This window comes from Rhizobium aureum (assembly GCF_030182495.1).
GTDB classification, from domain to species: domain Bacteria; phylum Pseudomonadota; class Alphaproteobacteria; order Rhizobiales; family Rhizobiaceae; genus Rhizobium; species Rhizobium tropici_C.
The window spans coordinates 125,124-149,494 of record NZ_JAQJCI010000005.1; the positions used below are offsets into that span (position 1 = coordinate 125,124).

Sequence of the window (24,371 nt, forward strand, 5' to 3'; positions counted from 1 at the left end):
TGAAAAGCTGAACCGCTCTAGCGCCTTATCGGAGTTGCGAGCATGAAATCGAGACATGGACCCTTGCGCGTCGGCATCGGCGGCCCCGTCGGATCCGGCAAGACGGCGCTGACCGAGAAGCTGTGCAAGGCGATGCGTGACGACTATTCCGTCGCCGTCGTGACAAACGACATCTATACGACGGAGGATGCCGAGGCGCTGGTGCGGATGCAGGCACTGACCTCGGACCGCATTGTCGGAGTCGAGACCGGTGGCTGTCCGCACACCGCGATCCGTGAGGACGCGACGATCAATCTGCAAGCCATTGCCGGCCTGAACGAGCGGCTTCCCGATCTCGACGTGGTCTTCATCGAATCCGGCGGCGACAATCTGGCGGCGACCTTCTCGCCCGACCTCGCCGACATTACCATCTATGTGATCTCGGTGTGCCAGGGTGAGGAAATCCCGCGCAAGGGTGGCCCCGGCATCACCAAATCGGACCTTCTCGTCATCAACAAGAAGGATCTGGCGCCTTTCGTCGACGTGGATCTCGAGGTGATGGATCGCGATGCCACCCGCATGCGCCAGGCTCGGCCCTTTGTGTTTTCCGACATGAAGCGGGGCGATGGCGTCAGCACGATCGTCAGCTTCCTCAAAGAACAGGGCGGTCTTTAATCCGCCCTGTCATTATCCACACATCTGCCGAGCCTGTTCTATTCAGCCGCGAAGGGCGGCAGTTTCAGCACATTCGTGCCCACCGACCTGTTTCTTCCATCCTTGTTTTCGATGGCCTCCAGCCGCTCTTCTAGATTGGTGAGCGACTGGCGGTTTTCGTTGACAGCGACGGCCAGACCTTCCTTGGTCACGACTTCGTCGTCCGCATCCTTGCTTCCGACAAGCCTGCCGAAGAGGTAGCCGAGCAGGCGCGACAGGTCGTCCATAATCAGGAAGAACGACGGCACGACCACCAGGCTGAGTACCGTCGACACGATGATGCCGCCGATCACCGCAATCGCCATTGGCGCGCGGAAGGAGCCGCCTTCGCCGACACCGAGGGCCGATGGCAGCATGCCGGCCGACATGGCGATCGAGGTCATGATGATCGGGCGGGCTCGCTTACGGCCGGCTTCGACGACGGCCTCCAGCCTCGGCATGCCCTGATGCATCATCTCGATGGCGAAATCGACCAGCAGGATGGCGTTCTTCGTCACGATACCCATCAGCATCAGAATGCCGATCATAACGGGCATCGAAAGCGCGTTGCCGGTCATGATCAAGGCCAGCGCCACGCCGCCGATCGCCAAAGGCAACGACAGCAGAATGGTGAAGGGCTGGATCACATCCTTGAACAGCAGGATCAGCACGGTCAGGACGAGGAGAAGGCCGAGCAGCATGGCATTGCCGAAGCTCTGCTGCATTTCCTTCTGGACCTTGGTGTCACCGCTTTCCGCCAGATGAACGGTTGCCGGTATCTGGGCGCTGTTGACGATATTGAGGAAGTGTTCCGACGCCGTATCCAGCGCCACGCCCTGCGGCAGGTCGGCGCCGATGGCGACGACGCGGTAGCGGTTGTTGCGCTTGATGGAGGAGAGGCCCTCCGAATAGTCGACGTCGGCGACACTCGACAGCGGCACCGTCGTACCGGACGCGGTCTTGATGCGCAGCGCCCGGATCGCCGCCAGGTCGCGACGCATGCCGAGCGAGGCCTGCACGCGGATCGGAATCTGGCGGTCGTCGAGCGAGATCTTCGCAAGCGAAGCGTCGATATCGCCGATGGTTGCGACGCGGATCGTGTCTGAAATCGTCTGCGGCGTGATGCCGAGGCGCGCCGCCTCATCCTTGCGCGGATAGATCTGCAGCTCCGGGCGGGGCAGGGCGCCGTCGGCGCTGACGTTAGCGAGCGCCGGATCGGTGCGCAGCTTGGCCTCCAGAATGCCCACAGCCTGGTTCAGATCCTTCTCGCTGCGGGAGAGGAAGTTATAGGTCAGGTCGCGGTCGCCACGGTCGTTCAGCTTGGTGATGCGGACGTCGGGGATCGAGCGAAGCTTCGCAAAGACTTCCTTTTCCACGTCCCACTGCGGGCGCACACGGCCGTGCACGGCGACCTTCGGCAGATATGGACCGATGCCGGGTATGGAGCCAAGAACGTCGTTCACCAGCTTCTTCATCAGCGACTGGTCGAGCTTGCCGAGCGTCAGCGTCACGGTGGCGCGGCGCAGTTCCAGGTCGCCCTTCGGCGAAGCGCCACCCAGAACGAAGACGTTTTCAACGCCATCGATGTCCTTGACGCGCCGGTAGATCTCGTTGGTCGCCTGTTCCGTATCGTCCAGCCGTGCGTTCGGCGGCAGTTCGGCCGAGAGAACGATGCGCGAGGAATCGTCAGGGGGAATGAAGCTGCCGGGGACGAACATCACCAGCGCCACGACGGAGGCGATTGAGAAGGCGAAGGCGGCAAGCAGCGTCGGATAGCGCGTGTACCAGCGCTTCGTCGTCTGCCGCACCAGCCAGCTGTAGCCGCGCATGAAACGGCCGTCATTGTCATGATGATCGTCGACACCGTCTTCGGCGCGCATCAGATAGGCGGCCATCATCGGCGTAATCAGGCGCGCCACCAGCAGCGAGAAGAACACCGAGAAGGCGACCGTCAGGCCGAACTGGATGAAATACTGGCCGGGGATACCCGGCATGAAGGAGACCGGCACGAAGACCGCGATGATGGTAAAGGTCGTCGCGATGACGGCAAGGCCGATTTCATCGGCGGCATCGATGGCGGCGCGGTAAGGCGTCTTGCCCATCTTGATGTGGCGGGCGATGTTTTCGATCTCGACGATGGCGTCATCGACGAGAATACCGGTTGCCAGCGTCAATGCCAGGAAGCTTACGAGGTTCAGCGAGAAGCCGATCTGGTGCATGATCCAGAAGGTCGGGATCGCAGACAGCGGCAGCGCCACCGCCGAAATCAGCGTCGCGCGCCAGTTCCGCAGGAACAGGAAAACGACGATGACGGCCAGTACCGCACCCTCGATCAGCGTGTGCATCGCCGATTCGTAGTTGCCATAGGTATAGTAGACGGCGTCGTCGATCATCTCGATCGAAACGTTCGGGTTTTCGGCCCGCACCTTGTCGAGCGTGTCGCCCACCGTCTTGGCGACCGTCACTTCGCTGGCGCCCTTGGCGCGGAAGACGCCGAAGGTGACGACGGGCGTGCTGTTGAAGCGGGAGAAGGATTTCGGTTCCTGATAGGTATCCTTGATCGCGCCGAGATCGGAAAGCTTGACGAAGCGGCCGTTGGTGAGCGCGATCGTCGTATCTGCGAGCTGGGCGACATTGCGGGCATCGCCGAGCACGCGGATCGCCTGCTCGCTGCCGGCCACCTGGCCGCGGCCGGAGCCGAGGTCGATATTGGTGCTGCGCAGCTGCTGGCTCACGGAAAGCGCCGTTATGCCGTAGGCATTCAGCTTGTTCGGATCGAGCTCGATGCGCACTTCACGGTCGGCGCCGCCGTAACGGTCGACACGGCCGATACCCGCCTGACCCTGCAGGGCACGCTTGACCGTGTCATCCACGAACCAGGACAGCTCTTCCAGCGTCATGTTCGGAGAAGAAACAGCAAAGCTCTGGATCGCCTGTCCTTCGACATCGACCTTGGAGACGATGGGCTCATCGATCGTCGAGGGCAGGTTGCCGCGGATGCGGTCGATGGCGTCCTTGGTATCCTGAACCGCCTGCTGCGTCGGCACTTCCAGGCGGAAGATGACGACGGTCTGCGATTGACCGTCCGTGACGGTCGACTGGATCTCGTCGATGCCGTTGATGCTGGCGACGGCGTCTTCGATCTCCTTCGTCACCTGCATTTCGAGTTCGGCCGGGGAGGCGCCGCTCTGCGTCACGGTGACGTTGACGACAGGCACGTCGATATTCGGGAACCGGGTGATGGGCAGATTGAAGAAGGCGTGCGCGCCCACCACCATCAGCAGGAAGAAGCCGAGGAGCGGGGCGACCGGATTTCGGATTGACCAGGCGGAGAAGTTCATCTTGCCGTTCTCGCTCAGTTGGAGGCTTGCGACGCATCACGCACGGGCGTGATATGGTCGCCGTCGCGAACATAGGCACCGGCCTTGGCGACGACCTCGTCGCCGGCCTTGAGGCCCTTGAGGATCTCGACATAGCCTGCGTCCTGAATGCCGGTTTCGACAGTCACGAACTTGACCACGCCGTTCTCGACCTTGCGGGCGGAGGAGCCGTTTTCCTCGCTGTTGACTGCCGTCAGCGGCAGAGCGACGCCATCCTCCTGGCGAATGATGATCTCGGCGCTGCCATACATGCCGGCCCGCGCCTTCTCGCCATCGTCGATCGAGATATGGACCGCGCCGAGGCGGGTGACGGAATCCACGATCGGGGCGACGAGGCGGACGGTTCCGGTAAGCTTCTCGCGGCTGCCGGAGAGGGCGATGAAAGCCTTCTGGCCGATAACGATCTTGGTGATATCGCTTTCGGACACATCGACGACCAGTTCGAGCCGGCTGTCGCGGATGATGGTGAAGAGCGGGTCGCCGCTGCCATTGGCGATGGCACCGATGCGGGCGTTGCGCGAGGCGACGGTGCCGGCGACGGGCGTCTTGATGCCAGTGCGGGCAAGCTTCAGGTCGGTGTCGGCGATCTGGCTGTCGGTGACCTTAAGATCGGCTTCGGCAACGGCGATTGCCTGTTCGGCCGAGACCACGCGCGCCTTGTTGGCGGCAGCGGCGGCGTTGGCCTGCTCGACCGAGGAGGTCGACATTGTGCCCTTGGCTCCCATGGTGACGGCGCGGACGCGCTGCAATTCCGCCTCTTCGGCATTGGCGCGCGCCTCGGTCAATTGCGCGCGCAGCTGCGCAAGGCTCGCCTCGCCCTTTGCCCTTGTCGCCTGCATCTGGCTCTTCTGAAGGACCAATGCATCGTCGTTCAGCGTAGCAAGCGTGCTGTCCGCCTCGACTTTGTCGCCGACATCGGCATTGAGCGAGCGGATCGAGAGGCCATCCACCTGCGGCTGAATGTAAACATCCTCGACGGCCTTCACCGTGCCGGTCGCAACGACCTTGTCGGTCAGGTGGCGCATCGTGGCTGTGGTGATGACGATCGCCGGCAGGTTCTGCTTCGGCGTCGTGACGGCGGATTGCTCGGCCAGCGCGGCCGGCGCCGCCAGCAGGGAAAGCAGGATGGCGGTCGTGCTCAGAAGTCTAAACGGCGTGAGAGCCATGCGTCCAGTTCCAGTTCAGCGTTTGGTAAATGGATTTCGCTGTTTCCGTCGCGAATACGGGGATCGATGCATGCGTGCCGGCTTCTCCGGCGGATTACTGCATAATTCCTTGAATCGAATCGATTTAAGGAACAGCGGCCTTGCGCATCATATTTGACGTGCGGCGCTGTAATATCCGTCTGTCATGCCTTGCAGGCCCCTCATCCTAAAATCGCTCCTCTAGATGGGAGCGGTTTTCAATTTACGCAAGATCACGAGAAAATGATTTCGCGGGTATTTCTATCCTTTGCAACCCTGCAAAGCAATCACGGCATTGTGATGTCAGCATTCGAATAGTTGATAGTCGAGGGCTTTTCCGCCAAGTTTTGCGAGAAAGCCAGCCTTTTGTTGCTGCTGTTACAAAATGAAAAAAACGCGCGGAGCCTGAAACCCCGCGCGTTCAAGTCTTTACGAGTACTCCGAACTTATTTCAGAGCAGCGTCCGTGATCTCGTGCGTGAAGGCGCCTGACGGCTTCTTGTTGATGATCTTCTGGTCAAGCAGTGCTTCGACCGTGCGGTCGTAAAGCTTCATGTCGAGCTTGCCATTGCCGATCAGCTTGGCGACTTCGCCGGCCATGCGCTTTTGATGGTTTTCATCCTGGCCGCCATTGTCCATGACGATTTCGGCGGCTTCGTCCGGATGCTCGACGGCATATTTCCAGCCCTTCATCGAAGCGCGGACGAATTTCACCATGTCAGCCTTGAACTTTGCATCCTTCAGCTTGTCTTCCTTGACATAGAGGCCGTCTTCCAAGAGGTCGTTGCCGAGCTTGCTATAGTTGAAGACGGTCAGGTCTTCGGCCTTGAAGCCGGCATCGATCGCCTGCCAGTATTCGTTATAGGTCATGACGGAGATGCAGTCGGCCTGCTTCTGGACGAGCGGCTGAACGTCGAAGCTCTGCTTAAGCACGTTGACGCCGTCCTTGCCGCCGTCGGTCTTCAGGCCGAGCTTATGCATCCAGGCGAAGAAGGGATATTCGTTGCCGTAAAACCAGACGCCGAGCGTATGACCCTTGAAGTCCTTTTCCGTCTTGACCGGGCCATCCTTGGGGCAGATCAATTCCAGGCCTGATTTGTCGAAGGGCTGGGCGATGTTCACGAGCGGCACACCCTTCTCGCGGGCAACCAGCGCTCCACCCATCCAGTCGACGATGATATCGGCGCCGCCGCCGGCGATGACCTGTTCCGGTGCGATATCAGGGCCGCCCGGCTTGATGTCGACGTCGAGGCCTTCCTCCTTGTAGAAGCCCTTGTCCTTGGCGACGAAATAGCCTGCGAACTGACCCTGAGCCACCCATTTCAGCTGCAAGGTCAGCTTGTCGGCGGCCATCGCGGCCTGCGTGGCAGCCAGCGTCATCGTGCCTGCCATCAATGCGAACATCAGTTTTTTCATGTTCTTTACCCTTTTCCCTCTGAAGTTATGCCTTGATCCCCTGGAAGGGACCCCGGATTACGTCTGCCCACCGCGGATAGACGGATGCCAGAACGTCACCATTCTCTCGACAATGGCGACGATACCGTAGAAAACGGAGCCTGCAACCGCGGCAATCGCGATCTCGGCCCAGACCATGTCGAGGTTCAGCCGACCGTTTTCGGTCGAGATGCGGAAGCCCATGCCCGACATAGGGGTGCCGAAGAACTCCGCCACGATGGCACCGATCAGGGCCAAGGTCGAGTTGATCTTCAGCGCATTGAAAATAAAGGGAGCGGCGGCCGGCAGGCGTAGCTTGAGCAGCGTCTGCCAGTAGCTCGATGCATAGGTGCGCATCAAGTCGCGCTCCATGTTGCCGGCAGCGGCAAGGCCCGCCACCGTGTTCACCAGCATCGGGAAGAACGTCATGACGACGACGACGGCGGCCTTCGATTGCCAATCGAAGCCGAACCACATGACCATGATCGGAGCAATGCCGATGATCGGCAGAGCGGAGACGAGGTTGCCGATCGGCAGCAGGCCGCGCCGCAGGAAGGCGAAGCGGTCGGCGAGGATGGCGACGACGAAGCCGCTGGAGCACCCGATGATATAGCCGATCAGAACCGATCGGAAGATCGTCTGCTGAACATCCGTCCAGAGGATCGAGATGGAGCCGGCAATACGGGCGCCGATGGCGCTTGGCGGCGGCAGCAGGATGAAAGGAATACCGGCCCCGCGCGTCACCGCTTCCCAGATGATGATGATCCAGACGCCGAAGATCACGGGGATCAGCAACCGTAATGTATAGCTGTCGGCGGTCGATTTCACCCGGATGGCCGACAGGATGGAAACGCAACGCCAGGCGAGCAGCCACGCCGCGGCGAGGAGGATAAAGAATGATGCAGCCGCGCTGCCCTCATTGCCCGATATTCCAGCCAGCAACAGCCAGGCGACCGCGTGCGCGGCGAAGAAGAGGATCGCCGCGCAGAGGGCTGCAGATAGGTTCATGAAGGAAATGGCGGCTGCGGCGGCGATGAGAATGAAAATGACGAAGGTGGTGCCGCTGCTGAAGGGCGTGGCGGCATCGGCTGCGAGCGGCGGCAGCACAGGGAGGGCCGCAAGGCAGAGAAGGAGGGAGAGCGTACCCTGCCACGACGAATGAAAATTCCTCATGCCGCGCGGCCCCCCATGGCACGATCGACGATACGCGCCGCGATGCTGACGGCAGCAATCAATCCGGCCGCCAGGATCGAGCCGGCGACGAGCGTCGCCCATATATCGATTGTCAGGCTTTGATACGAGCCTGCGAGGAGCTTGGCGCCAATGCCAGCGACCGCACCCGTCGGCAGTTCGCCAACGATCGTGCCGGTGAGGCTCGCGGCGATCGCGACCTTCATCGAGGTGAAGAGGAAGGGGATCGATGCGGGCACGCGCAATTTCCAGAAGGTCTGCATGGCGCTGGCATTATAGGTGCGCATCAGGTCGAGATGCATGACCTCCGGCGATCGCAATCCCTTGACCATGCCGACGGCGACGGGGAAGAAGGAGAGATAGGTCGAGACCAGCGCCTTGGGAATAAGGCCGGTAACGCCGATCGAACCCAGCACGACAACGACCATAGGCGCGATCGCAAGGATCGGTATGGTCTGCGAAGCGATGATCCACGGCATCAGGCTTCGGTCCAGGGCGACCACATGCACGATGCCGACTGCGATCAGGATGCCGAGAACGGTACCGAAGGCGAAGCCGACAGCCGTCGAAGACAGGGTGACCCAGGCATTGTAGACGAGGCTGCGGCTGCTCGTGGGAGCGCGAAGGAAGGTGTTGTCGAAGACATTCTGCGCCACCTGATGTGGCGCGGGCAGGATCGGCTTCGGCTGCGACAGCGTCTTGCCGATGAATTCCGTCGTCGTCGGGGTGACGTTGCCGCGCCGGTCGAGATCGCGCTGGAACGGTGCGTTGAGGATGACCGCGAAGACATACCACAGGACCAGGATCGCCAGGACGATGGTCGTAATCGGCAGGAACTTGTGCTTGAAGAACCGTTCCCTTTCCATGGTCATGCCCTTCCTTGCGCGGGAAGCAGCATGAGGATCATGGCGACGATGCCAAGACCCACGCCGGCAAGCTGCTGCAGGCTCAGCCGTTCGCCGAAGACGATGAAGGCGATAACATTGACGACGACGAGCTGGGCGATGGAGGAGGCGGAGATCGCCAGGCCAAGCCCACCTTCACGCATCAGCCGCACCATCATCAGATTGCCGACGCAATAGAGCGCGAGCGACAGGATCAAGACCAACATGTTGTTGTTGGCGATATAGGCGCGCGAAGCTGTGGCAGCACCGATGAAGATCGCCATTGCGCCGACAAGCCAGAGGAGGAATTGTGCGTTCATGATCTGATCCTATTCCTCGTAGCTATGTCCGGCCCGCAAGCCTTCCCGGACGCGGTGGGCGATTTCGAGGAATTCCGGCGTTTCGCGAATGTCGAGCGGCCGCTCCGTCGGTAGCGTCGATTCGATGACATCGGTCACGCGACCCGGACGCGGCGACATGACCACGATCTTCGTCGAGAGATAGACTGCTTCCGGTATGGAGTGGGTGACAAAGCAAATTGTCTTGTTCGTCTGCTTCCAGAGTTTCAGAAGCTGTTCGTTCAGATGATCGCGGACAATTTCGTCCAGTGCGCCGAAGGGTTCGTCCATCAGCAGCAGATCGGCGTCGAAGGCGAGCGCTCGGGCGATCGAAGCGCGCTGCTGCATGCCGCCGGACAGCTGCCAGGGAAACTTATGTTCGAAGCCTTTGAGGTTCACCAGTTCCAGCGTTCGGGCGATGCGCTTGGCCTGCTCTTGCCCGTCATAACCCATGATTTCGAGCGGTAGAGCGATGTTCTTTTCGATCGTGCGCCAGGGATAGAGTGCCGCGGCCTGGAAGACATAGCCATAGGCGCGGGTCTTGCGTGCTTCCTCCGGCGACATGCCGTTGACGCTGATATCGCCTGAACTCTTTCGCTCGAGATCGGCAATCACCCGCAGGAAGGTGGTCTTTCCACAGCCGGAGGGGCCGATGAAGGAGACGAAATCACCCTTGCGGACGTCGAGATCGACATTGCTCAGCGCATGCACCGGCCCGTCATTCGTATCGTAGGTGAGACAGAGATTCCGCGCGGAGACGACGGAGGAAGCGGATGACGTCATTAACACCTACCAGTCCTGATTTCGCCGCATGGTTGGGGCGGATTGCGTGTTATCCTGCTTGGCATTGCTGCAGCTTTGAGAGGCGAGGACGCCTTGCTGCTGGATCCAGGGGAGCAATGCCATGAGTCTGTCATCGAAGCCCACCTGCCATATCGTGCGGCCCGGCAACACCTATGCCGGAAAACAGGGCCTCAACTATTTCGAAGGGATTGCCGCCGAGACAGTGGGCTCGACGGGGATCTGCATGCATCTCCTGACGATACCGCCGGGCGCCCGCGCCAAGGCGCATCTTCATGCCTCGCACGAGACGGCGATTTACGCCATTTCCGGCGAGACGCATTGCTGGTTCGGCGACGAGCTGGAAGAGCATGTCGTCGTGCGTGAGGGAGAGATGTTCTATATTCCGGCCGGCGTCCCGCATCTTCCCGCGAACTTGAGCGATCGGCCGGCAACAGCGGTCATCGCCCGCACCGATCCGAACGAGCAGGAAAGCGTCGTCCTGCTGCCGGATCTGGAGCGGTATGTGCCGCGGTAGAGCCATTTTGCTTTTCTTCGAATAGCGAAAACGCTCCATCTTTTTGTTTTTGCGCAATTCCGGACGGAAAACCGCTACGCACTTTTCCTGGAATTGCTCTAGGTGGCCGATGAGCCGAAGCGCCGTGCCCAAGCCTTATACCCCGCTGGCGGGGATGCCGCTGCGCTGCACCTTGCGCGGCGCGGTGACCTCTTTCCAGGTCGAAAGTGCCCGGTTGACGGCAGTGAAGGGATCGCGCCTGACGAACTCGCCATGGCCCTCCTTCGTCTTCACCGTGCCTTCCTCGATGGCGACGACGCCTCGCGTCAGAGTATAGCGCGGCAGGCCGGTGACTTCCTTGCCCTCGAAGACGTTGTAGTCGATCGCCGACTGCTGCGTCTTGGCGGTGATGGTCTTCGAGCGCTTCGGATCCCAGACGACGATATCGGCATCGGCACCGACGAGGATCGCGCCCTTCTTCGGATAGACGTTAAGGATCTTGGCGATGTTGGTGGAGGTGACGGCGACGAATTCGTTCATCGTCAGGCGGCCGGTGCTGACGCCATGGGTCCAGAGCATCGGCATGCGGTCTTCGAGTCCCCCGGTCCCGTTCGGGATCTTGGTGAAGTCGTTGAGACCGAAGCGCTTCTGCTCGGTCGTGAACGCACAGTGGTCAGTCGCGACCACCTGCAGCGAGCCGGAGGCGAGGCCGGCCCAGAGGCTGTCCTGATGCTGCTTGTTGCGGAAGGGGGGCGACATGACGCGGCGGGCGGCATGATCCCAATCCGCATTGGCATATTCGCTTTCGTCGAGAGTCAGGTGCTGGATCAGCGGCTCGCCATAGACGCGCATGCCCTTCTGGCGGGCGCGGCGGATGGCTTCATGCGCCTGTTCGCAGGAGGTATGGACGATATAGACGGGCGAGCCCGCCATGTCGGCGATCATGATGGCACGGTTCGTTGCCTCGCCTTCGACCTCCGCAGGGCGGGAATAGGCATGCGCTTCCGGGCCGTTATTGCCTTCGGCCAGCAGTTTTGCCTGCATCTGCGCGACCACGTCGCCGTTTTCGGCGTGAACGAGCGGCAATGCGCCGAGCTCGGCGCAGCGCTGGAAGGAGGAGAACATCTCGTCGTCATCCACCATCAGCGCGCCCTTATAGGCCATGAAGTGCTTGAAGGTGTTGATGCCCTTGTCGCGGACGATAGCCTCCATCTCGTTGAAGACCTGCTCGCCCCACCAGGTGATCGCCATGTGGAAGGAATAGTCGCAATTCGCGCGGGTGGACTTGTTGTCCCACATGGTCAGCGCTTCGAGCAGCGACTGGCCGGGCGAGGGGAGCGCAAAATCCACCACCATCGTCGTGCCGCCGGCAAGGGCCGCACGCGTGCCGCTTTCGAAATCGTCGGAGGAATAGGTGCCCATGAACGGCATTTCGAGATGCGTGTGCGGATCGATGCCGCCGGGCATGACATAGCAGCCGGAAGCATCGAGCACTTCATTGCCCGAAAGATTCTGCCCGATTTCGACGATCTTGCCGCCTTCGATCTTCACATCCGCCTTATAGGTCAGGTCGGCCGTGACGATGGTTCCACCCTTGATGACTGTGCTCATGGTGTATGCTCCAGATGTGTTAGGTTCCGATGCTGGAATCGTGGCGGTCACGCCACGATTTCGGCCGTCTCGACGACTGCGTGGAACAGCACATCCGCGCCGGCGGTCGCCCATTCCTTTGAGATTTCTTCGGCCTCGTTGTGCGAGAGGCCGCCGACGCAGGGGCACATGACCATCGTGGCGGGGGCGACCTTGGCGGCCCAGCAGGCATCGTGACCGGCGCCGGAGATGATGTTCATGTGGCTGTAGCCGAGTTTTTCAGCCGCATTGCGCACCGAGGTGACGAGCTTGGGGTCGAAGGTCACCGGCTCGAAATGGCCAATGGCTTCCACAGAGCAGCCGACGCCGAGGGTGTCGCAGATCTCTTTCGCTTCCGCTTCGATCCTGGCGCGCATGCGATCGAGCTTTTCCTTGTCGGGCGTGCGGATGTCGACGGTAAAGACCACTTTGCCGGGCAGAACGTTGCGCGAGTTCGGCGAGAAGAAGACCTGGCCGACGCCGCCGACGGCGCCAGGCTGATTTTCCATTGCCACATTCTGCACCATCTCGACGATCCGGGACATGGCAAGACCGGCATTGACGCGGAGATTCATCGGCGTCGACCCGGTATGGGCTTCCTTGCCGGTCAGCGTGAATTCCAGCCACCACAAGCCCTGACAGTGCGTGACGACGCCGATGGTCTTGTCCTCGGCTTCGAGGATCGGGCCTTGCTCGATGTGATATTCGAAATAGGCATGCATCTTGCGGGCGCCGACCTCTTCATCGCCGAGCCAGCCGATGCGCTTCAGTTCCTCGCCGTAGGTCTTGCCGTCCGGATCCTTGCGGCCATAGGCGAATTCCAGCGAATGCACGCCGGCAAAGACGCCGGAGGCAAGCATTGCGGGCGCGAAGCGCGCGCCTTCCTCGTTGGCCCAATTGGTGACCACGATCGGATGCTTGGTCTTGATGCCGAGGTCGTTCATCGTACGCACGACCTCAAGCGCGGCGAGCACGCCGAGGACGCCGTCATATTTGCCGCCGGTCGGCTGGGTATCAAGATGCGAGCCGACATAGACGGGCAGCGCATTCGGATCTGTGCCGGCGCGGGTGGCGAACATCGTGCCCATCTTGTCGACGCCGACGGTCATGCCGGCCTTGTCACACCAGGTCTTGAAAAGGCTGCGGCCCTCGGCATCGGCATCCGTTAGGGTTTGGCGATTATTGCCGCCGGCGATACCGGGGCCGATCTTCGCCATGTCCATCAGCGTATCCCAAAGGCGGTCGCCATTGATACGCATGTTTTCTCCTGGCGCTGCCACCATGATGCAATCCTCACCTGTTTGTCCCGGCGCACGCAAGGCGCATGCCCGATTGTTCCCATTGGTCTATCCGGAGCGTTCTCTTGTTTTTCTCGCCCGGAAAATCCCCAGTTGCCTTTAAGAAACATCTGACGGATAATTTGACCGATTGGTAAACATTACAACTTCCGTGGCGCGGCTCAAGACGAAAAGCACGAAAATTTCCGATAAAATTTCAGGTGATTGCCTAAATCCGATGCATCTGCAGGGTGGATAAGGGCACGGCCGAAAGGCTTGGATTTCAAGGAGAAACAGAGCACACATGGCCATCCCCAGAGCCGCCAAGACGCAGCGCCGCACCCGTATCCAGGAAGAGAAAGAGGAAATCATACTGGAAGCCGCGCTGGACGTATTTTCCGTCAGCGGTTTTCGTGGCTCGACTATCGATCAGATCGCCGAAGTCGCCGGCATGTCGAAGCCCAATCTGCTTTACTATTTCCGCACCAAGGAGGCCATGCATCGGGCCCTGATCGACCGGGTGCTGTTTACCTGGCTGGAGCCGCTGCGCGCCTTCGATGCCAACGGCGATCCAGAAAGCGAGATCCGCTCCTATATCCGCCGCAAGCTCGAAATGGCCCGCGATTTTCCACGCGAAAGCCGACTCTTCGCCAATGAGATGTTGCAGGGCGCGCCGCATGTGGAGGACGAGCTGCGCGGGCCGCTGAAGGACCTTGTAGACGAGAAGGCCGAGGTCATCCGGGCCTGGGCAAAGGCTGGCAAAATCGCCAAGTGCGATCCCTACCACCTGATCTTTTCGATCTGGTCGACCACGCAGCATTATGCGGATTTCGACGTGCAGGTGCGTGCGGTCTTGGGGCCGGAGCATTCGGGCGAGGGGCGCTTCGAGGATGCCGCGCGCTATCTGGAACAGCTTTTTGTCGACGGGCTTCGGATTCGAGGACCCCGCGCTTAGAGCACCACATATTCACACGGATCCTCATTTTATTGAATTTTTCGAATCCTCTGAGCTTTCTCCCGTTAAGGGTGTGGTATCGATTCGCGCTCTCTCTGGTTGATAAGCGCTATGGTATAGATATTGATTTTGGTCGGTCATTGGCCTATGAAAAAGATATGGATGAAGAAGGACGTTGCCTTTCATTTTGTGAATGAAATCACATATCATCCTGTATGTACGGTTGAAATTCATACGCCGGACGGTGTGATCTCGGTGATGGCTGAGCCTCAGATGATCGGGAGCGCACTCTATCTTCGCGGTTTCCATATCCAGGGCGAGGACATTTCAATGAACGACCTTGGAGCACATCGGCTCAGGAATCTGGCGGAGATCGCCATGGAGGAAATGGAGTGCCATGAACTCGTCGTTGAAGGAGCGGTTCGAACGACTGGGGCCGGTCGAGGACGTAAGCCGCGGCCAGTCCGGTTCACCCGTCGCGATATCCCTGCATTTTGACCAGCCCGTAAAGGGGTTTCGGTCTATTTCTGCGGTCCGTGCCTTGGTGAAAGGCGGGATGTCCATGCTAGCGGCGAAGAAGGCTATCGAACGAGCGATGGAAAAGGGGCAGGCAACCATGCTCGTCCCGCATGTCGAAAGCCAGGGCGATCTCGCACGCGAACTGGAGGAGACCGGGCTCGTTGTCAAGGCCATCGCCGTCCGTCCGGTCGACGTCAGGGAAATTCGCCAGAAACTCGGCCTTACTCAGGAGCAGTTCGCGCTCCGCTTTGGCATCGATCTGGAAACGCTCCGCAATTGGGAGCAGGGCAAACGTTCGCCGGACAAAACAGCACAAAGCTATCTGCGCGCCATAGAGCGGATGCCGGAAGAGATCCAGGCGGCTCAGGAAGACCCTATCCTCAAGTTTTAATGGAGAAAATACCCGCCCGGATTACCGGGCGGGTGCTCATATCTACAGCTACTATTCCGCCGCCTGACGAGCCATTGGATTGTTCGGATGGGTCGTCCAGTTGGCGTAGTTGGGGTCGACGATCTTGCCGGTGCGCTTGTCGAGAGCGCCTGCCGGCAGTTCTTCCATGGTGATGCAGTTCTCGACCGGGCAGACGTTGACGCAGAGATTGCAGCCGACGCATTCTTCTTCCATCACCTCGAAGCGCCTGACGCCATCGACGAAGTTGGTGATCGCCTGATGCGAGGTGTCCTCGCAGGCGATGTGACAGCGGCCGCACTTGATGCAGGCATCCTGGTCGATCTTCGCCTTGGCGATATAGTTGAGGTTCAGATACTGCCAGTCGGAGACATTCGGCACGGCGCGGGCGATGATATCGTCCAGGCTGCGATGTCCCTTCTCGTCCATCCAGTCGGAAAGGCCGGTGATCATCTCCTCGACGATCTTGAAGCCATAAGTCATAGCCGCCGTGCAGACCTGCACGTTGCCGGCGCCGAGCGCCAGGAATTCGGCCGCGTCGCGCCAGGTGGTGATGCCGCCGATACCGGAGATCGGCAGACCGTAGGTTTCCGGATCGCGGGCGATCTCGGCGACCATGTTCAGCGCGATCGGCTTCACCGCCGGGCCGCAATAGCCGCCATGGCTGCCCTTGCCGCCGACGGTCGGGTTCGGAGCGAAATTGTCGAGGTCGACCGAGACGATCGAATTGATCGTGTTGATCAGCGACACGGCATCGGTGCCGCCGGCCTTGGCGGCGCGGGCGGGCTTGCGGATGTCGGTGATATTGGGTGTCAGCTTGGTGATGACGGGCATGCGCGTGTACTGCTTGCACCAGCGCACGACCATTTCGATATATTCCGGCACCTGTCCGACCGCAGAGCCCATGCCGCGCTCGGACATGCCGTGGGGACAGCCGAAGTTGAGTTCGATACCGTCGGCTTCCGTTTCCTCGACCAGCGGCAGGATCGCCTTCCAGGCATCCTCGACGCAGGGGACCATGATCGAGGCGATCAGCGCGCGATCCGGCCAGTTCTTCTTCACCTGCTTCATTTCGCGCAGGTTGGTGTAGAGGTCGCGGTCGGTGATCAGTTCGATATTGTTGAGACCGAGCAGGCGGCGGTCGGCACCCCAGATCGCGCCATAGCGCGGGCCGTTGACGTTGACGACTGGCGGTCCTTCTTCGCCGAGCGTCTTCCAGACGACACCGCCCCAGCCCGCCTTGAAGGCGCGCTCGACATTGTAGGCTTTGTCGGTCGGCGGCGCGGACGCCAGCCAGAACGGGTTCGGGGATTTGATGCCAACGAAATTATTGCGGAGATCAGCCATGTCGGTTCTCCTTTCAGGCGACTGCAGCGGCCGGCGTGGCGGCAGCGAGCGCACGGTTGATGGATTCGGCCGCGTCGCGGCCCTGTGCCACGGCCGAGACCGTCAGGTCATCGCCGCCAAGCACGCAGTCGCCGCCGGCCCACACGCCTTCGAGCGAGGTGCGGCCTTCGCCATCGATGGCGATGCGGCCGGATTCCATGCGCAGCGCGCCGAGGCCTGAAGCCTCGAACGTCTGGCCGATCGCCTTGAAGATCTGGTCGGCGGCGATGACGCCGACATCGCCGGTACCAACGAGCTTGCCGTCACGCAACTCGGTATATTCGACCTCGATCCCGGCGACCTTGCCATCCTTGTCGAGGATACGCTTCGGGGCGAGCCAATGGCGGATGATGACGCCCTTGGAGGCGGCCAGATTCTGCTCGAATTCCGAGGCGTTCATGTGTTCCTTGCCGCGGCGATAGCAGATCGTCACCTCTTCGGCGCCGAGCAGTTTTGCCTGCACGGCTGCGTCGATCGCGGTCATGCCGCCGCCGAGAACGACGACGCGGCGGCCGATGGCGATATCGGCCTTGTTACCGGCCTGACGCAGTTCGGCGATGTATGCAACAGCATCGGCGACGCCCTCGAGATCCTCGCCTTCGGCGCGGAGCGCGTTGACGCCGGCAAGGCCGAGGCCGAGGAAGACGGCGTCGTATTGCTGGGAGAGGTCCGAGAGGCTGAAATCGCGGCCAAGCGCCTGACCGTTCTTCACCTCGATACCGCCGATCGCGAGGACGTAATCGACTTCCTTCTGAGCGAAATCGTCGACCGCCTTGTAAGTGGCGATGCCGTATTCGTTCAGACCGCCGGCCTTTTCGCGGGCATCGAAGATGGTAACGTCATGCCCATTGACGGCGAGACGGTGCGCGCAGGCAAGGCCGGCTGGGCCAGCGCCGATGACGGCGATCTTCTTGCCAGTGGATTCGGCACGAGAATAGAACTGCTTGTTCTCCGCCATCGCCACGTCGGTTGCATAGCGCTGCAGGCGCCCGATCTCGACCGGGCGCTCTTCGGCAGTGTTGCGCACGCAAGCCTGCTCGCAGAGCTGTTCGGTGGGACAGACTCGGGCGCACATGCCGCCGAGGATGTTCTGATCGAAGATCGTCTTGGCCGAGCCGATGGGATTGCCCGTCGAGATCTGGCGGATGAACATCGGAATGTCGATGGAGGTGGGACAGGCCGTCATGCACGGCGCGTCGTAGCAGAAATAGCATCGGTCGGATGCGACCAGCGCCTCGTGTTTGGTGAGGCGCGGGTGAAGATCGGAAAAGTTCGCATCATATTCGGCGGGCGTGAGCCTGCCTTTATGAATCCCAGTTTCCAGTCGTCCCATTGAAGTTCCCTCTTATAGTAAACGGCTAGTACTGGAACGGTAACTCAGCTTAAAAAATTTATCAAACGGTAAAATTTTGTCCTTGCGTGGGTCGCCGAACGTGCGGCGAACCGTGTGAGGAAACATGCGGCTTCGATCGATCGTGATCGTTCAACCCATGCTTTCGCTGGCTTTATTTGGCTGACGGTGAAAAGAATTCCGAAGAGGTGGCCATCTCGCTCTCCCAGCGGGACGGCGATCGAAGCGCTATCCGCGCCTTGGCGTTGGGAAGAATATGAAGAATAGGTGAATTTTTTCTTGGGTGGCATGGAACCAAGGGTCCCCAGCGTCGTTATGACGGTATCCTGACGATGATCGCATCTCCTGATGCACGCCCAATAACATCTCAGGATTATACTCACGGTCCCCTCCCGATGAGTGCAAAGCAGCCAGTGCGCCGCCCTCGCACTGGCTGTTTTCCTTTGTCTCCTGCATAATTTCAAAGTGTTACAGCTTGGCGCGTCTTGAAGGCGGGCGGCGCCTCAGCGGCGCCTCAGGATCTCGTACTCAGTCTCGGGAATGGTAAGGCGATAGCCGATGCTGCCGTCCGTGATGGCGAAATCGGCGCGGCCGTTCATCGAGGTCGGCACGACGCGCTCGAGCACCGTACGGCTGAAGCTGTTATCCTCGAATTCGTGATCGGAAGGCGCATAGAAGCGCTCCGACCAGGCTACCTCGATTGCCTTCTTGCCGTCGAGTTCGGCCTCCTTGCAATTCAGCGTGATGCTGGTGGCGCCCGTCGAAATCGCGCCGTGTGAGGCGGAATTGACGATCAGTTCGTGCAGCGCCAGCCCCAGATGCACGGCTGCATTGGGCGTCAGATGCGCATTGATTCCATAAATCGGCATCGGCACGCCGGCATCTGGCCAGTAGGGAGCGAACTGCTTTTCCGCAAGTTCGAACAGATACGCACCGCGCCAGCTCGAATCCGTGATGAGATCCTGCGAATTCGAGAGAGATTGCAGGCGACCACGGAACTTGATGAGGAAATTGTCGACGGAAAGCGTGTGGCGCGCGGTCTGCGTGGCAATACCCTGTATGATCGCCAGCAGGTTCTTGGAACGATGCGACAGTTCGCGCAGCAGCGATTTCAGAACTTTTTCGCGATGGCGGCTCTCGGTGATTTCGGAAATGACCGACAGCACACCTTGCGCCTTTCGCCCCCCGATGCGCTCCATCTTCAGCTCATAGACGCGAACGCCGTCGCCGCTTGCCATCTCAACCTCGGCGGTTGCGGACTTGCCGCTTTCGAGCACGCCCTGCTTCAGGCGCAAGAGATGCTCGCCATCCTTTTCGCCGAACAGATGCGAGTCGTTGCCTCCGATGACAAGGGATGGCCGCAGCTGGTCCGGCAGGTTGTCGGCGAAACGGATCGCTAAATTTACATCCTGAAACAGGATGGACACGTTGGCGCTCGCAAGCGCCCGCTCCATCAGAGCCGCTTTGCCTTCCAAGCTCAAAGGCGCACCGGGTAATGGTTCAGACGTATTCACCGGCTTGCCTTTCACTCGCATTTTGAGAAGCCCGCCGATAGGGCATTCTCATTTCCAAGAACTCGAACCGACCTATTAAATCGCGCTGCATAACAGTCGGTAAACCGGCCGGTCTGAACGGCAACGTCCGGCCGTTATCTTTGTTCCGCTGCGGAGGGGGCACTTCGATCAGGCAGCCACCTTTGTGGTTTCGTTGAAGAAAAGGGCCTGGCTGATCAGGGCCTTCACCATGTCGGGATTGAATGGCTTGGTTACAAGGAAGGTCGGCTCCGGCCGTTCGCCCGTCAGCAGCCGCTCCGGGAAGGCGGTGATGAAGATCACCGGTATGCTGGCGGTCTTGAGAATGTCGTTGACGGCGTCGATACCCGAACTGCCGTCCGCGAGCTGGATGTCGGCAAGCACCATGTTGGGCTTTGTCGCATTATAGAGAGCGACGGCTTCGGCATGCGTGCGGGCGATGCCGGTGACGCGATGTCCCAGGCTTTCCACCATCTGCTCGATATCCATCGCGATCAGCGGCTCATCCTCGATGATCATGATATCCGTCGCCACCTGGCGCGAGATTTCCTGGGAGGCCGTATCGAGAAGATGCATGGCCTCGCTTTCAGAGACGTCCAGGATATCGGCGATCTCGCCGAGACGGAAACTTTCGACGGAGGCAAGCAGGAATGCCTGGCGGGCAAGCGGAGACACCTTGGAAAGGTTCACCGAGGCGCGCTGTTCCCAGGCAAAGGGCGACATCGGCTCGGGAATCTGAAGAGTCACGGAACCGAACAGCTTCGTGAACAGTTTATAGAGTGCAACACGGTCGCTGTCCGTGTCCGGAAAGATGGAGATGTCAGCGATGATGGCTTCCAAAACCGCAGCAACATAGGCGTCTCCCGACGTCTGCGTTCCGGTCAAAGCACGTGAATAACGCCGCAAATAGGGAAGATGCGGCGCAATGCGTGTCGAAAGTGTCATCAATGGCTCCCGCCTTTTATCAAATTCTAATTAAATACAGCGCGGACGCTGCAATGACTAACAAACGTCAATTGAGTAAAAAAGTTCCTCTTTGGCGGAACTTTTTTTAGGCAGTCGCATTACAATGCTTACAATCGGCAGATCTCATCCTTTACGATTCGTTAGGCAATATGTTTGGATGAGGTCAATCTGTCTCCTGACGGGAGGCAAAGGGTGCGCTTATCCATGAACGCGAGACAATTAAGAAGCGAGCGGGCTATAATGACTATCCAAAATCACGAGGACGCAGACAAGAAGACATCAGACCTGCGCGCGGTGGATATCCTCGACCCCAACAACCAAATCGGCAACCGGCTGCGTTCGTTTTATGCCGCCATGCAGGACGAAGCCATTCCCGATCGCTTTCTCGATCTGCTCGAGAAGCTTGATCAGGCCGAGCGCCTGGCTTCCGCAAAGGTCTCCGAATAGGAGGTGGGCGTGATGGAAACGCAATCAAGCTTCAAGCGCGAACTCCTTGCGGCCCTTCCGAGCCTGCGAGCATTCGCCATTTCCCTGACCGGCCGCCACGATCGCGCCGATGATCTTGTCCAGGACACGATCATGAAGGCATGGGCCAAGCAGGATCATTTCGAGATGGGCACGAATATGAAAGCCTGGCTCTTTACCATCCTGCGAAACGAACTCTACAGCCAGATGCGCAAAAGCGGCCGCGAGGTACAGGACAGCGACGGCGTGTTTACCGAATCCATGGCAACTCATCCCTCTCAATATGGGGCGGTCGATCTGCAGGATTTTCGCAAAGCGCTGGATCAGCTGCCGCCGGATCAGCGCGAAGCCATCATCTTGGTAGGCGCTTCAGGATTCTCCTATGAGGAAGCCGCCGAAATTTGCGGATGCGCCGTCGGCACCATCAAGAGCCGCGTCAACCGCGCCCGCCAGCGCCTGCAGGAACTGCTGGATATTTCCGGCGAGGCGGATTTCGGTCCGGATGCCACGTCAGCGCCGCTGACCTCCAAGGCGTTCGCCTTCTAACAGAAAACCCAGTCTCTCGACCGGGTCTTCTCTTCCACTGGATCATTTCATTCGTGGCATTGTGCCTGCTTGGCGCGCTCCGATGTATTGCCCGCGATTTTCTTCAACGCCCAGCAGGCGTTGAAGGCTGGCGGGTCAATCGTCATCGTCGCTCGTGGCGAAGAGGTTGCCGAATACGAGGGCCGCTGCAACGGCTGCGGTCATCAGCGGCTGCTTGCGCACAAGGCCAAGAGCTGCCGCTGCCATCGACTCCATTGCCAGCCGGCGTTCGCGGGCGCGGCGCTGTTCCTGCTGGTTGATGATCGCCATGATGACAAGGACGATCAGTCCGAGCAGCAATGCGCCTGCCGCAATCAGCAGGGCCGAGATGGCCGCGCCGTAGATCGTCGCGAGCCAGATGGCCGCCGAGATCAGCGCGAAGGCATAGGCCGTCAGCAGGAGAAGAGCCGCAATGGCGATGAAAATACCGTTGCGCTTGGTCCGCGCAACGGTGCGGTTGAACATGCCTGACAGAAGCAGGCCAAGGATCGGGGCGATCATCCCGCCACCCTAGCGGCGAGATAGAAGCAGGGCGATGGCAAGGCCGAAAGCAGCCGCCGCCCCGACGGTAGCGACGGGATGCTGCCGGACGGTCCTGCGCATTTCGCGCGAGCCCCTTGCATAGCCGCGCTGGAGCTCCCGCAGCAGCTCCTCGCCGCGAACCGCCAGATCATCGAAACCGGACTCGGCGCTGGCGCGTAGCTTCCTGCTTTGCTTGGCGCTGTTTTCACCGATCAGCTTGGCGAAAGCTGCAACTTCCTCGCGCAGCGATTCGATCTGCTCCTCAATGCTTGCCTCGACATCATGCAGGCTGCTGCCATTGCGCTTGCCGCGCACCGAATGGAGAATGGATGTAGCCATGTTCAGCTCCCTTTCGCTTTGCTTCGGCGCCCCTGGGGACACCCTGTTGGTCGCGATGATCGGAAATTATCCAACGCACCAGACAATCAAGCGTTCGAAACATCGATTTCGATCACATGGTTTCAACGCGCGGGTGCAGCAAAAAGTTCCGGAAAGGCCGGTGGAAGCAGGGTCAGTCGATCAGCGCACTGTGAGCTAGAACGAAGGGGGCACCGTCGGCAGGAATGCGGTTGACCCTTAGATTGCAGCCGAAGACCTCCTGGAGATGCCGGTCCGTCAACACGTCTTTGACGGCGCCCTTGGCCCGCAGCCGGCCGTCCTTGAGCAGGATCATTCGGTCGGCGAAGAGTGCGGTCAGGTTGAGATCGTGCATCACGGCGATGACGCCGCCGCCCCGCCGGCAGAACTGCCGGGCAAGCGTCATGATGGTGATCTGGTGACTGATATCGAGGCTGGAGACCGGCTCGTCGAGAAGCATCCAGCAGGGCTTGCCGTCGACGACGGGTTCAGGAATCTGGCAGAGCACGCGGGCAAGCTGCACGCGCTGCTGTTCGCCGCCGGAAAGCTCCTGGTAGAAACGTCCTTCAAAGCCGCCAAGATCGACGGCGGCGAGGGCCTCCGCAGCCGTGCGATCCGCTTGTTCGGGGTGACGGTTGCGCCCCCTTGTCAGACCCATGCGAACGATCTCACGGACAGTGAAGGGAAAGGAGATGGAGCTTGCCTGCGGCAGGACCCCGCGCGTTTCGGCGAGCTGCCAGGCTTCCAGCCTGCCGATCTCCGCGCCGTTCACCTGCGCGGAGCCGCGATAGGCCAGTTCGCCGGAGATCGCTTTCATCGTAGTGGTCTTGCCGGAGCCGTTCGGCCCGCAGATCGCAGTCAGCGTTCCGGCCTCGGCCGTGAAGGATATATCCTGCACGACCGCCTTGCCGGAAAGCCGGACGCTCAGATTGGAGACTTCGATCATCGCAGGTTCACAGGCTGAGGCGCGAGCGCTGCCGCAGCAGCATCCACAGAAAGAAGGGGCCGCCGACACCGGCCGTCAGGATGCCGATCGGCAATTCCGCCGGAGACACGATGGTGCGGGCAACGACATCGGCCACGATCAGCAACGAGCCGCCGAGCAGCGCGGACGCCGGCAGCAGGAAGCGGTGGTCGGGTCCGATGACCATACGCAGAATATGCGGCACCACAATACCGACGAAGCCGATGCCGCCGCTGACGGCGACGGAGGCGCCGACTGCAGCCGCCACGCTGACTACAGCGATATTCTTCAGCCGCTGCACTGATATCCCCATATGGAAGGCAGCAGCCTCGCCGAGCGTCAGTGCATTCAAGCCGCGTGCCATGAAGGGAAGCGGCAGAAGGGAAAGGACGATGATAGGGCCGGCACCGCTGACCTTGCTCCAGGTCGAGCCCGCCAGCGATCCCATGCTCCAAAAGGTGAGATCGCGCAATTGCCGGTCGTCGGCCATGTAGATGAGGATTCCTGTTGCCGCGAGAGCGAGAGACCCGAGGGCGATGCCCGCAAGCAGCATGGTCGCGATGGATGTCTGTCCCTGCCTGGTTGCTATCCTGTAGAGCAGAATGGTCGTTACCAGGCCGCCGATAAAAGCTGCGAGCGGCAGCGCGAAGATGCCGAAAAGATGCGCGACCGGAGCAAGCACGCCACCGCCGAGGACGATCATGGACACGGCGCCGAGGCTGGAGCCGGCGGACACGCCAATCAGACCCGGATCGGCCAGCGGGTTGCGGAACAGGCCCTGCATGACCGCACCCGATACCGCCAATCCACCGCCGATCAGGAAGCCAAGCATGGCGCGGGGCAGGCGGATGTCGAAAATGACGATACGGTCGCGGTTGCTGAGTGCGCTTTCCACGCTGCCGCCCAGCATGCCTGTCATCACGTCGAACACCGAAGCATTCGAGGCGCCTGTCATGATGGAGAAGAAAAATGCAGCGGCGGAAACCAGAGCGAGACCGGCGATGACGAGGATGGCACGTGCGGTGCGATCCCCCGCGCGGCGGCGTGCCGTGGTTTGCGACATCTGCTTCAATCC

Annotated in this window: 24 protein-coding genes; 7 read left to right on the top strand and 17 right to left on the bottom strand. The window is 60.4% G+C overall.

The genetic code is table 11. The features are described from left to right. Positions 1-42 precede the first annotated feature (42 nt). Entirely contained in the window at positions 43-654 is a 612-nt protein-coding gene (gene ureG / locus PH552_RS14700) for an urease accessory protein UreG (RefSeq protein WP_112340431.1), read from the top strand. Between the two features lie 38 nt (positions 655-692). Here the strand turns inward: ureG and PH552_RS14705 are convergent, their stop codons facing one another. From PH552_RS14705 to PH552_RS14735, 7 genes are all read right to left on the bottom strand, one after another. Beyond that, positions 693-4,013 carry an efflux RND transporter permease subunit gene (locus PH552_RS14705; protein ID WP_113250544.1) on the bottom strand — a complete coding sequence of 1,107 codons (3,321 nt, stop codon included), beginning with the start codon at positions 4,011-4,013 and terminating at the stop codon, positions 693-695. A 14-nt stretch (positions 4,014-4,027) separates the two neighbouring features. Continuing rightward, positions 4,028-5,218 carry an efflux RND transporter periplasmic adaptor subunit gene (locus tag PH552_RS14710; RefSeq protein WP_112340429.1) on the bottom strand — a complete coding sequence of 397 codons (1,191 nt, stop codon included), beginning with the start codon at positions 5,216-5,218 and terminating at the stop codon, positions 4,028-4,030. 464 nt (positions 5,219-5,682) lie between these two features. Next, on the bottom strand, positions 5,683-6,651 hold the full coding sequence (locus PH552_RS14715) for an ABC transporter substrate-binding protein (protein WP_112340428.1): 969 nt from the start codon (positions 6,649-6,651) through the stop codon (positions 5,683-5,685). A 57-nt stretch (positions 6,652-6,708) separates the two neighbouring features. Continuing rightward, the gene (locus tag PH552_RS14720; RefSeq protein WP_112340427.1) at positions 6,709-7,842 is read right to left on the bottom strand and encodes an ABC transporter permease; all 1,134 of its coding nucleotides are present in this window, start codon (positions 7,840-7,842) and stop codon (positions 6,709-6,711) included. Next, the gene (locus tag PH552_RS14725) at positions 7,839-8,726 is read right to left on the bottom strand and encodes an ABC transporter permease (protein ID WP_112340426.1); all 888 of its coding nucleotides are present in this window, start codon (positions 8,724-8,726) and stop codon (positions 7,839-7,841) included. Before PH552_RS14725 ends, PH552_RS14720 begins: the two co-directional genes overlap by 4 nt. Positions 8,727-8,728: 2 nt before the next feature. Beyond that, a complete protein-coding gene (locus PH552_RS14730; protein ID WP_112340425.1) occupies positions 8,729-9,064 on the bottom strand; it encodes a hypothetical protein in 336 nt (111 codons plus the stop codon). A gap of 9 nt (positions 9,065-9,073) precedes the next feature. Further along, positions 9,074-9,865: an ABC transporter ATP-binding protein gene (locus PH552_RS14735; RefSeq protein ID WP_112340424.1), complete on the bottom strand. Its 792-nt coding sequence runs from the start codon at positions 9,863-9,865 to the stop codon at positions 9,074-9,076. Between the two features lie 121 nt (positions 9,866-9,986). On the opposite strand from PH552_RS14735, the gene PH552_RS14740 reads away from it, so the two are divergent. Further along, complete coding sequence (locus tag PH552_RS14740) at positions 9,987-10,400, top strand: cupin domain-containing protein (protein WP_112340423.1); 414 nt, start codon at positions 9,987-9,989, stop codon at positions 10,398-10,400. Positions 10,401-10,535: 135 nt separating this feature from the next. Here the strand turns inward: PH552_RS14740 and hydA are convergent, their stop codons facing one another. Both hydA and PH552_RS14750 read right to left on the bottom strand, forming a co-directional pair. Continuing rightward, the gene (hydA, locus tag PH552_RS14745) at positions 10,536-11,990 is read right to left on the bottom strand and encodes a dihydropyrimidinase (RefSeq protein ID WP_112340422.1); all 1,455 of its coding nucleotides are present in this window, start codon (positions 11,988-11,990) and stop codon (positions 10,536-10,538) included. Positions 11,991-12,037: 47 nt separating this feature from the next. Next, positions 12,038-13,291, bottom strand: a complete 1,254-nt coding sequence (locus PH552_RS14750; protein WP_112340421.1) for a Zn-dependent hydrolase — start codon at positions 13,289-13,291, stop codon at positions 12,038-12,040. Between the two features lie 298 nt (positions 13,292-13,589). Here PH552_RS14750 and PH552_RS14755 point away from each other — a divergent pair, with 298 nt between their 5' ends. From PH552_RS14755 to PH552_RS14765, 3 genes are all read left to right on the top strand, one after another. Further along, entirely contained in the window at positions 13,590-14,240 is a 651-nt protein-coding gene (locus PH552_RS14755; RefSeq protein ID WP_112340420.1) for a TetR family transcriptional regulator C-terminal domain-containing protein, read from the top strand. 162 nt (positions 14,241-14,402) lie between these two features. After that, entirely contained in the window at positions 14,403-14,738 is a 336-nt protein-coding gene (locus tag PH552_RS14760) for a hypothetical protein (RefSeq protein ID WP_162737020.1), read from the top strand. 64 nt (positions 14,739-14,802) lie between these two features. Beyond that, entirely contained in the window at positions 14,803-15,150 is a 348-nt protein-coding gene (locus PH552_RS14765) for a helix-turn-helix domain-containing protein (protein ID WP_162737021.1), read from the top strand. Between the two features lie 51 nt (positions 15,151-15,201). Here the strand turns inward: PH552_RS14765 and preA are convergent, their stop codons facing one another. The 4 genes from preA to PH552_RS14785 all read right to left on the bottom strand — a co-directional run bounded on the left by preA (position 15,202) and on the right by PH552_RS14785 (position 20,382). Next, a complete protein-coding gene (preA, locus tag PH552_RS14770; RefSeq protein ID WP_112340418.1) occupies positions 15,202-16,515 on the bottom strand; it encodes an NAD-dependent dihydropyrimidine dehydrogenase subunit PreA in 1,314 nt (437 codons plus the stop codon). 13 nt (positions 16,516-16,528) lie between these two features. Further along, the gene (locus tag PH552_RS14775; protein ID WP_112340417.1) at positions 16,529-17,887 is read right to left on the bottom strand and encodes an NAD(P)-dependent oxidoreductase; all 1,359 of its coding nucleotides are present in this window, start codon (positions 17,885-17,887) and stop codon (positions 16,529-16,531) included. Positions 17,888-18,408: 521 nt separating this feature from the next. Continuing rightward, complete coding sequence (locus PH552_RS14780) at positions 18,409-19,440, bottom strand: sensor histidine kinase (RefSeq protein WP_112340416.1); 1,032 nt, start codon at positions 19,438-19,440, stop codon at positions 18,409-18,411. Positions 19,441-19,587: 147 nt separating this feature from the next. Further along, a complete protein-coding gene (locus PH552_RS14785; protein WP_112340415.1) occupies positions 19,588-20,382 on the bottom strand; it encodes a response regulator in 795 nt (264 codons plus the stop codon). 261 nt (positions 20,383-20,643) lie between these two features. Between PH552_RS14785 and PH552_RS14790 the strand changes: the two genes are divergently transcribed. Both PH552_RS14790 and PH552_RS14795 read left to right on the top strand, forming a co-directional pair. Next, a complete protein-coding gene (locus PH552_RS14790; protein ID WP_112340414.1) occupies positions 20,644-20,850 on the top strand; it encodes a NepR family anti-sigma factor in 207 nt (68 codons plus the stop codon). Positions 20,851-20,862: 12 nt separating this feature from the next. Continuing rightward, complete coding sequence (locus PH552_RS14795; RefSeq protein WP_112340413.1) at positions 20,863-21,414, top strand: RNA polymerase sigma factor; 552 nt, start codon at positions 20,863-20,865, stop codon at positions 21,412-21,414. 135 nt (positions 21,415-21,549) lie between these two features. Here the strand turns inward: PH552_RS14795 and PH552_RS14800 are convergent, their stop codons facing one another. The 4 genes from PH552_RS14800 to PH552_RS14815 all read right to left on the bottom strand — a co-directional run bounded on the left by PH552_RS14800 (position 21,550) and on the right by PH552_RS14815 (position 24,359). Beyond that, positions 21,550-21,954, bottom strand: a complete 405-nt coding sequence (locus tag PH552_RS14800; protein ID WP_112340412.1) for a hypothetical protein — start codon at positions 21,952-21,954, stop codon at positions 21,550-21,552. 9 nt (positions 21,955-21,963) lie between these two features. After that, a complete protein-coding gene (locus tag PH552_RS14805; RefSeq protein ID WP_112340411.1) occupies positions 21,964-22,314 on the bottom strand; it encodes a glycine zipper domain-containing protein in 351 nt (116 codons plus the stop codon). A gap of 172 nt (positions 22,315-22,486) precedes the next feature. Further along, a complete protein-coding gene (locus PH552_RS14810; protein WP_112340410.1) occupies positions 22,487-23,278 on the bottom strand; it encodes a heme ABC transporter ATP-binding protein in 792 nt (263 codons plus the stop codon). A gap of 7 nt (positions 23,279-23,285) precedes the next feature. Beyond that, positions 23,286-24,359: a FecCD family ABC transporter permease gene (locus PH552_RS14815; RefSeq protein ID WP_183762953.1), complete on the bottom strand. Its 1,074-nt coding sequence runs from the start codon at positions 24,357-24,359 to the stop codon at positions 23,286-23,288. Between the last annotated feature and the right edge of the window lie 12 nt (positions 24,360-24,371).

What these genes read in the sequence shown, in the direction of transcription:
- ureG (WP_112340431.1), top strand. Translation starts at nt 43, where the DNA reads ATGAAATCGAGACATGGACCCTTGCGCGTCGGCATCGGCGGCCCCGTC.
- PH552_RS14705 (WP_113250544.1), bottom strand. Translation starts at nt 4,013, where the DNA reads ATGAACTTCTCCGCCTGGTCAATCCGAAATCCGGTCGCCCCGCTCCTC.
- PH552_RS14710 (WP_112340429.1), bottom strand. Translation starts at nt 5,218, where the DNA reads ATGGCTCTCACGCCGTTTAGACTTCTGAGCACGACCGCCATCCTGCTT.
- PH552_RS14715 (WP_112340428.1), bottom strand. Translation starts at nt 6,651, where the DNA reads ATGAAAAAACTGATGTTCGCATTGATGGCAGGCACGATGACGCTGGCT.
- PH552_RS14720 (WP_112340427.1), bottom strand. Translation starts at nt 7,842, where the DNA reads ATGAGGAATTTTCATTCGTCGTGGCAGGGTACGCTCTCCCTCCTTCTC.
- PH552_RS14725 (WP_112340426.1), bottom strand. Translation starts at nt 8,726, where the DNA reads ATGGAAAGGGAACGGTTCTTCAAGCACAAGTTCCTGCCGATTACGACC.
- PH552_RS14730 (WP_112340425.1), bottom strand. Translation starts at nt 9,064, where the DNA reads ATGAACGCACAATTCCTCCTCTGGCTTGTCGGCGCAATGGCGATCTTC.
- PH552_RS14735 (WP_112340424.1), bottom strand. Translation starts at nt 9,865, where the DNA reads ATGACGTCATCCGCTTCCTCCGTCGTCTCCGCGCGGAATCTCTGTCTC.
- PH552_RS14740 (WP_112340423.1), top strand. Translation starts at nt 9,987, where the DNA reads ATGAGTCTGTCATCGAAGCCCACCTGCCATATCGTGCGGCCCGGCAAC.
- hydA (WP_112340422.1), bottom strand. Translation starts at nt 11,990, where the DNA reads ATGAGCACAGTCATCAAGGGTGGAACCATCGTCACGGCCGACCTGACC.
- PH552_RS14750 (WP_112340421.1), bottom strand. Translation starts at nt 13,291, where the DNA reads ATGGTGGCAGCGCCAGGAGAAAACATGCGTATCAATGGCGACCGCCTT.
- PH552_RS14755 (WP_112340420.1), top strand. Translation starts at nt 13,590, where the DNA reads ATGGCCATCCCCAGAGCCGCCAAGACGCAGCGCCGCACCCGTATCCAG.
- PH552_RS14760 (WP_162737020.1), top strand. Translation starts at nt 14,403, where the DNA reads ATGAAGAAGGACGTTGCCTTTCATTTTGTGAATGAAATCACATATCAT.
- PH552_RS14765 (WP_162737021.1), top strand. Translation starts at nt 14,803, where the DNA reads ATGCTAGCGGCGAAGAAGGCTATCGAACGAGCGATGGAAAAGGGGCAG.
- preA (WP_112340418.1), bottom strand. Translation starts at nt 16,515, where the DNA reads ATGGCTGATCTCCGCAATAATTTCGTTGGCATCAAATCCCCGAACCCG.
- PH552_RS14775 (WP_112340417.1), bottom strand. Translation starts at nt 17,887, where the DNA reads ATGGGACGACTGGAAACTGGGATTCATAAAGGCAGGCTCACGCCCGCC.
- PH552_RS14780 (WP_112340416.1), bottom strand. Translation starts at nt 19,440, where the DNA reads ATGCGAGTGAAAGGCAAGCCGGTGAATACGTCTGAACCATTACCCGGT.
- PH552_RS14785 (WP_112340415.1), bottom strand. Translation starts at nt 20,382, where the DNA reads ATGACACTTTCGACACGCATTGCGCCGCATCTTCCCTATTTGCGGCGT.
- PH552_RS14790 (WP_112340414.1), top strand. Translation starts at nt 20,644, where the DNA reads ATGACTATCCAAAATCACGAGGACGCAGACAAGAAGACATCAGACCTG.
- PH552_RS14795 (WP_112340413.1), top strand. Translation starts at nt 20,863, where the DNA reads ATGGAAACGCAATCAAGCTTCAAGCGCGAACTCCTTGCGGCCCTTCCG.
- PH552_RS14800 (WP_112340412.1), bottom strand. Translation starts at nt 21,954, where the DNA reads ATGATCGCCCCGATCCTTGGCCTGCTTCTGTCAGGCATGTTCAACCGC.
- PH552_RS14805 (WP_112340411.1), bottom strand. Translation starts at nt 22,314, where the DNA reads ATGGCTACATCCATTCTCCATTCGGTGCGCGGCAAGCGCAATGGCAGC.
- PH552_RS14810 (WP_112340410.1), bottom strand. Translation starts at nt 23,278, where the DNA reads ATGATCGAAGTCTCCAATCTGAGCGTCCGGCTTTCCGGCAAGGCGGTC.
- PH552_RS14815 (WP_183762953.1), bottom strand. Translation starts at nt 24,359, where the DNA reads ATGTCGCAAACCACGGCACGCCGCCGCGCGGGGGATCGCACCGCACGT.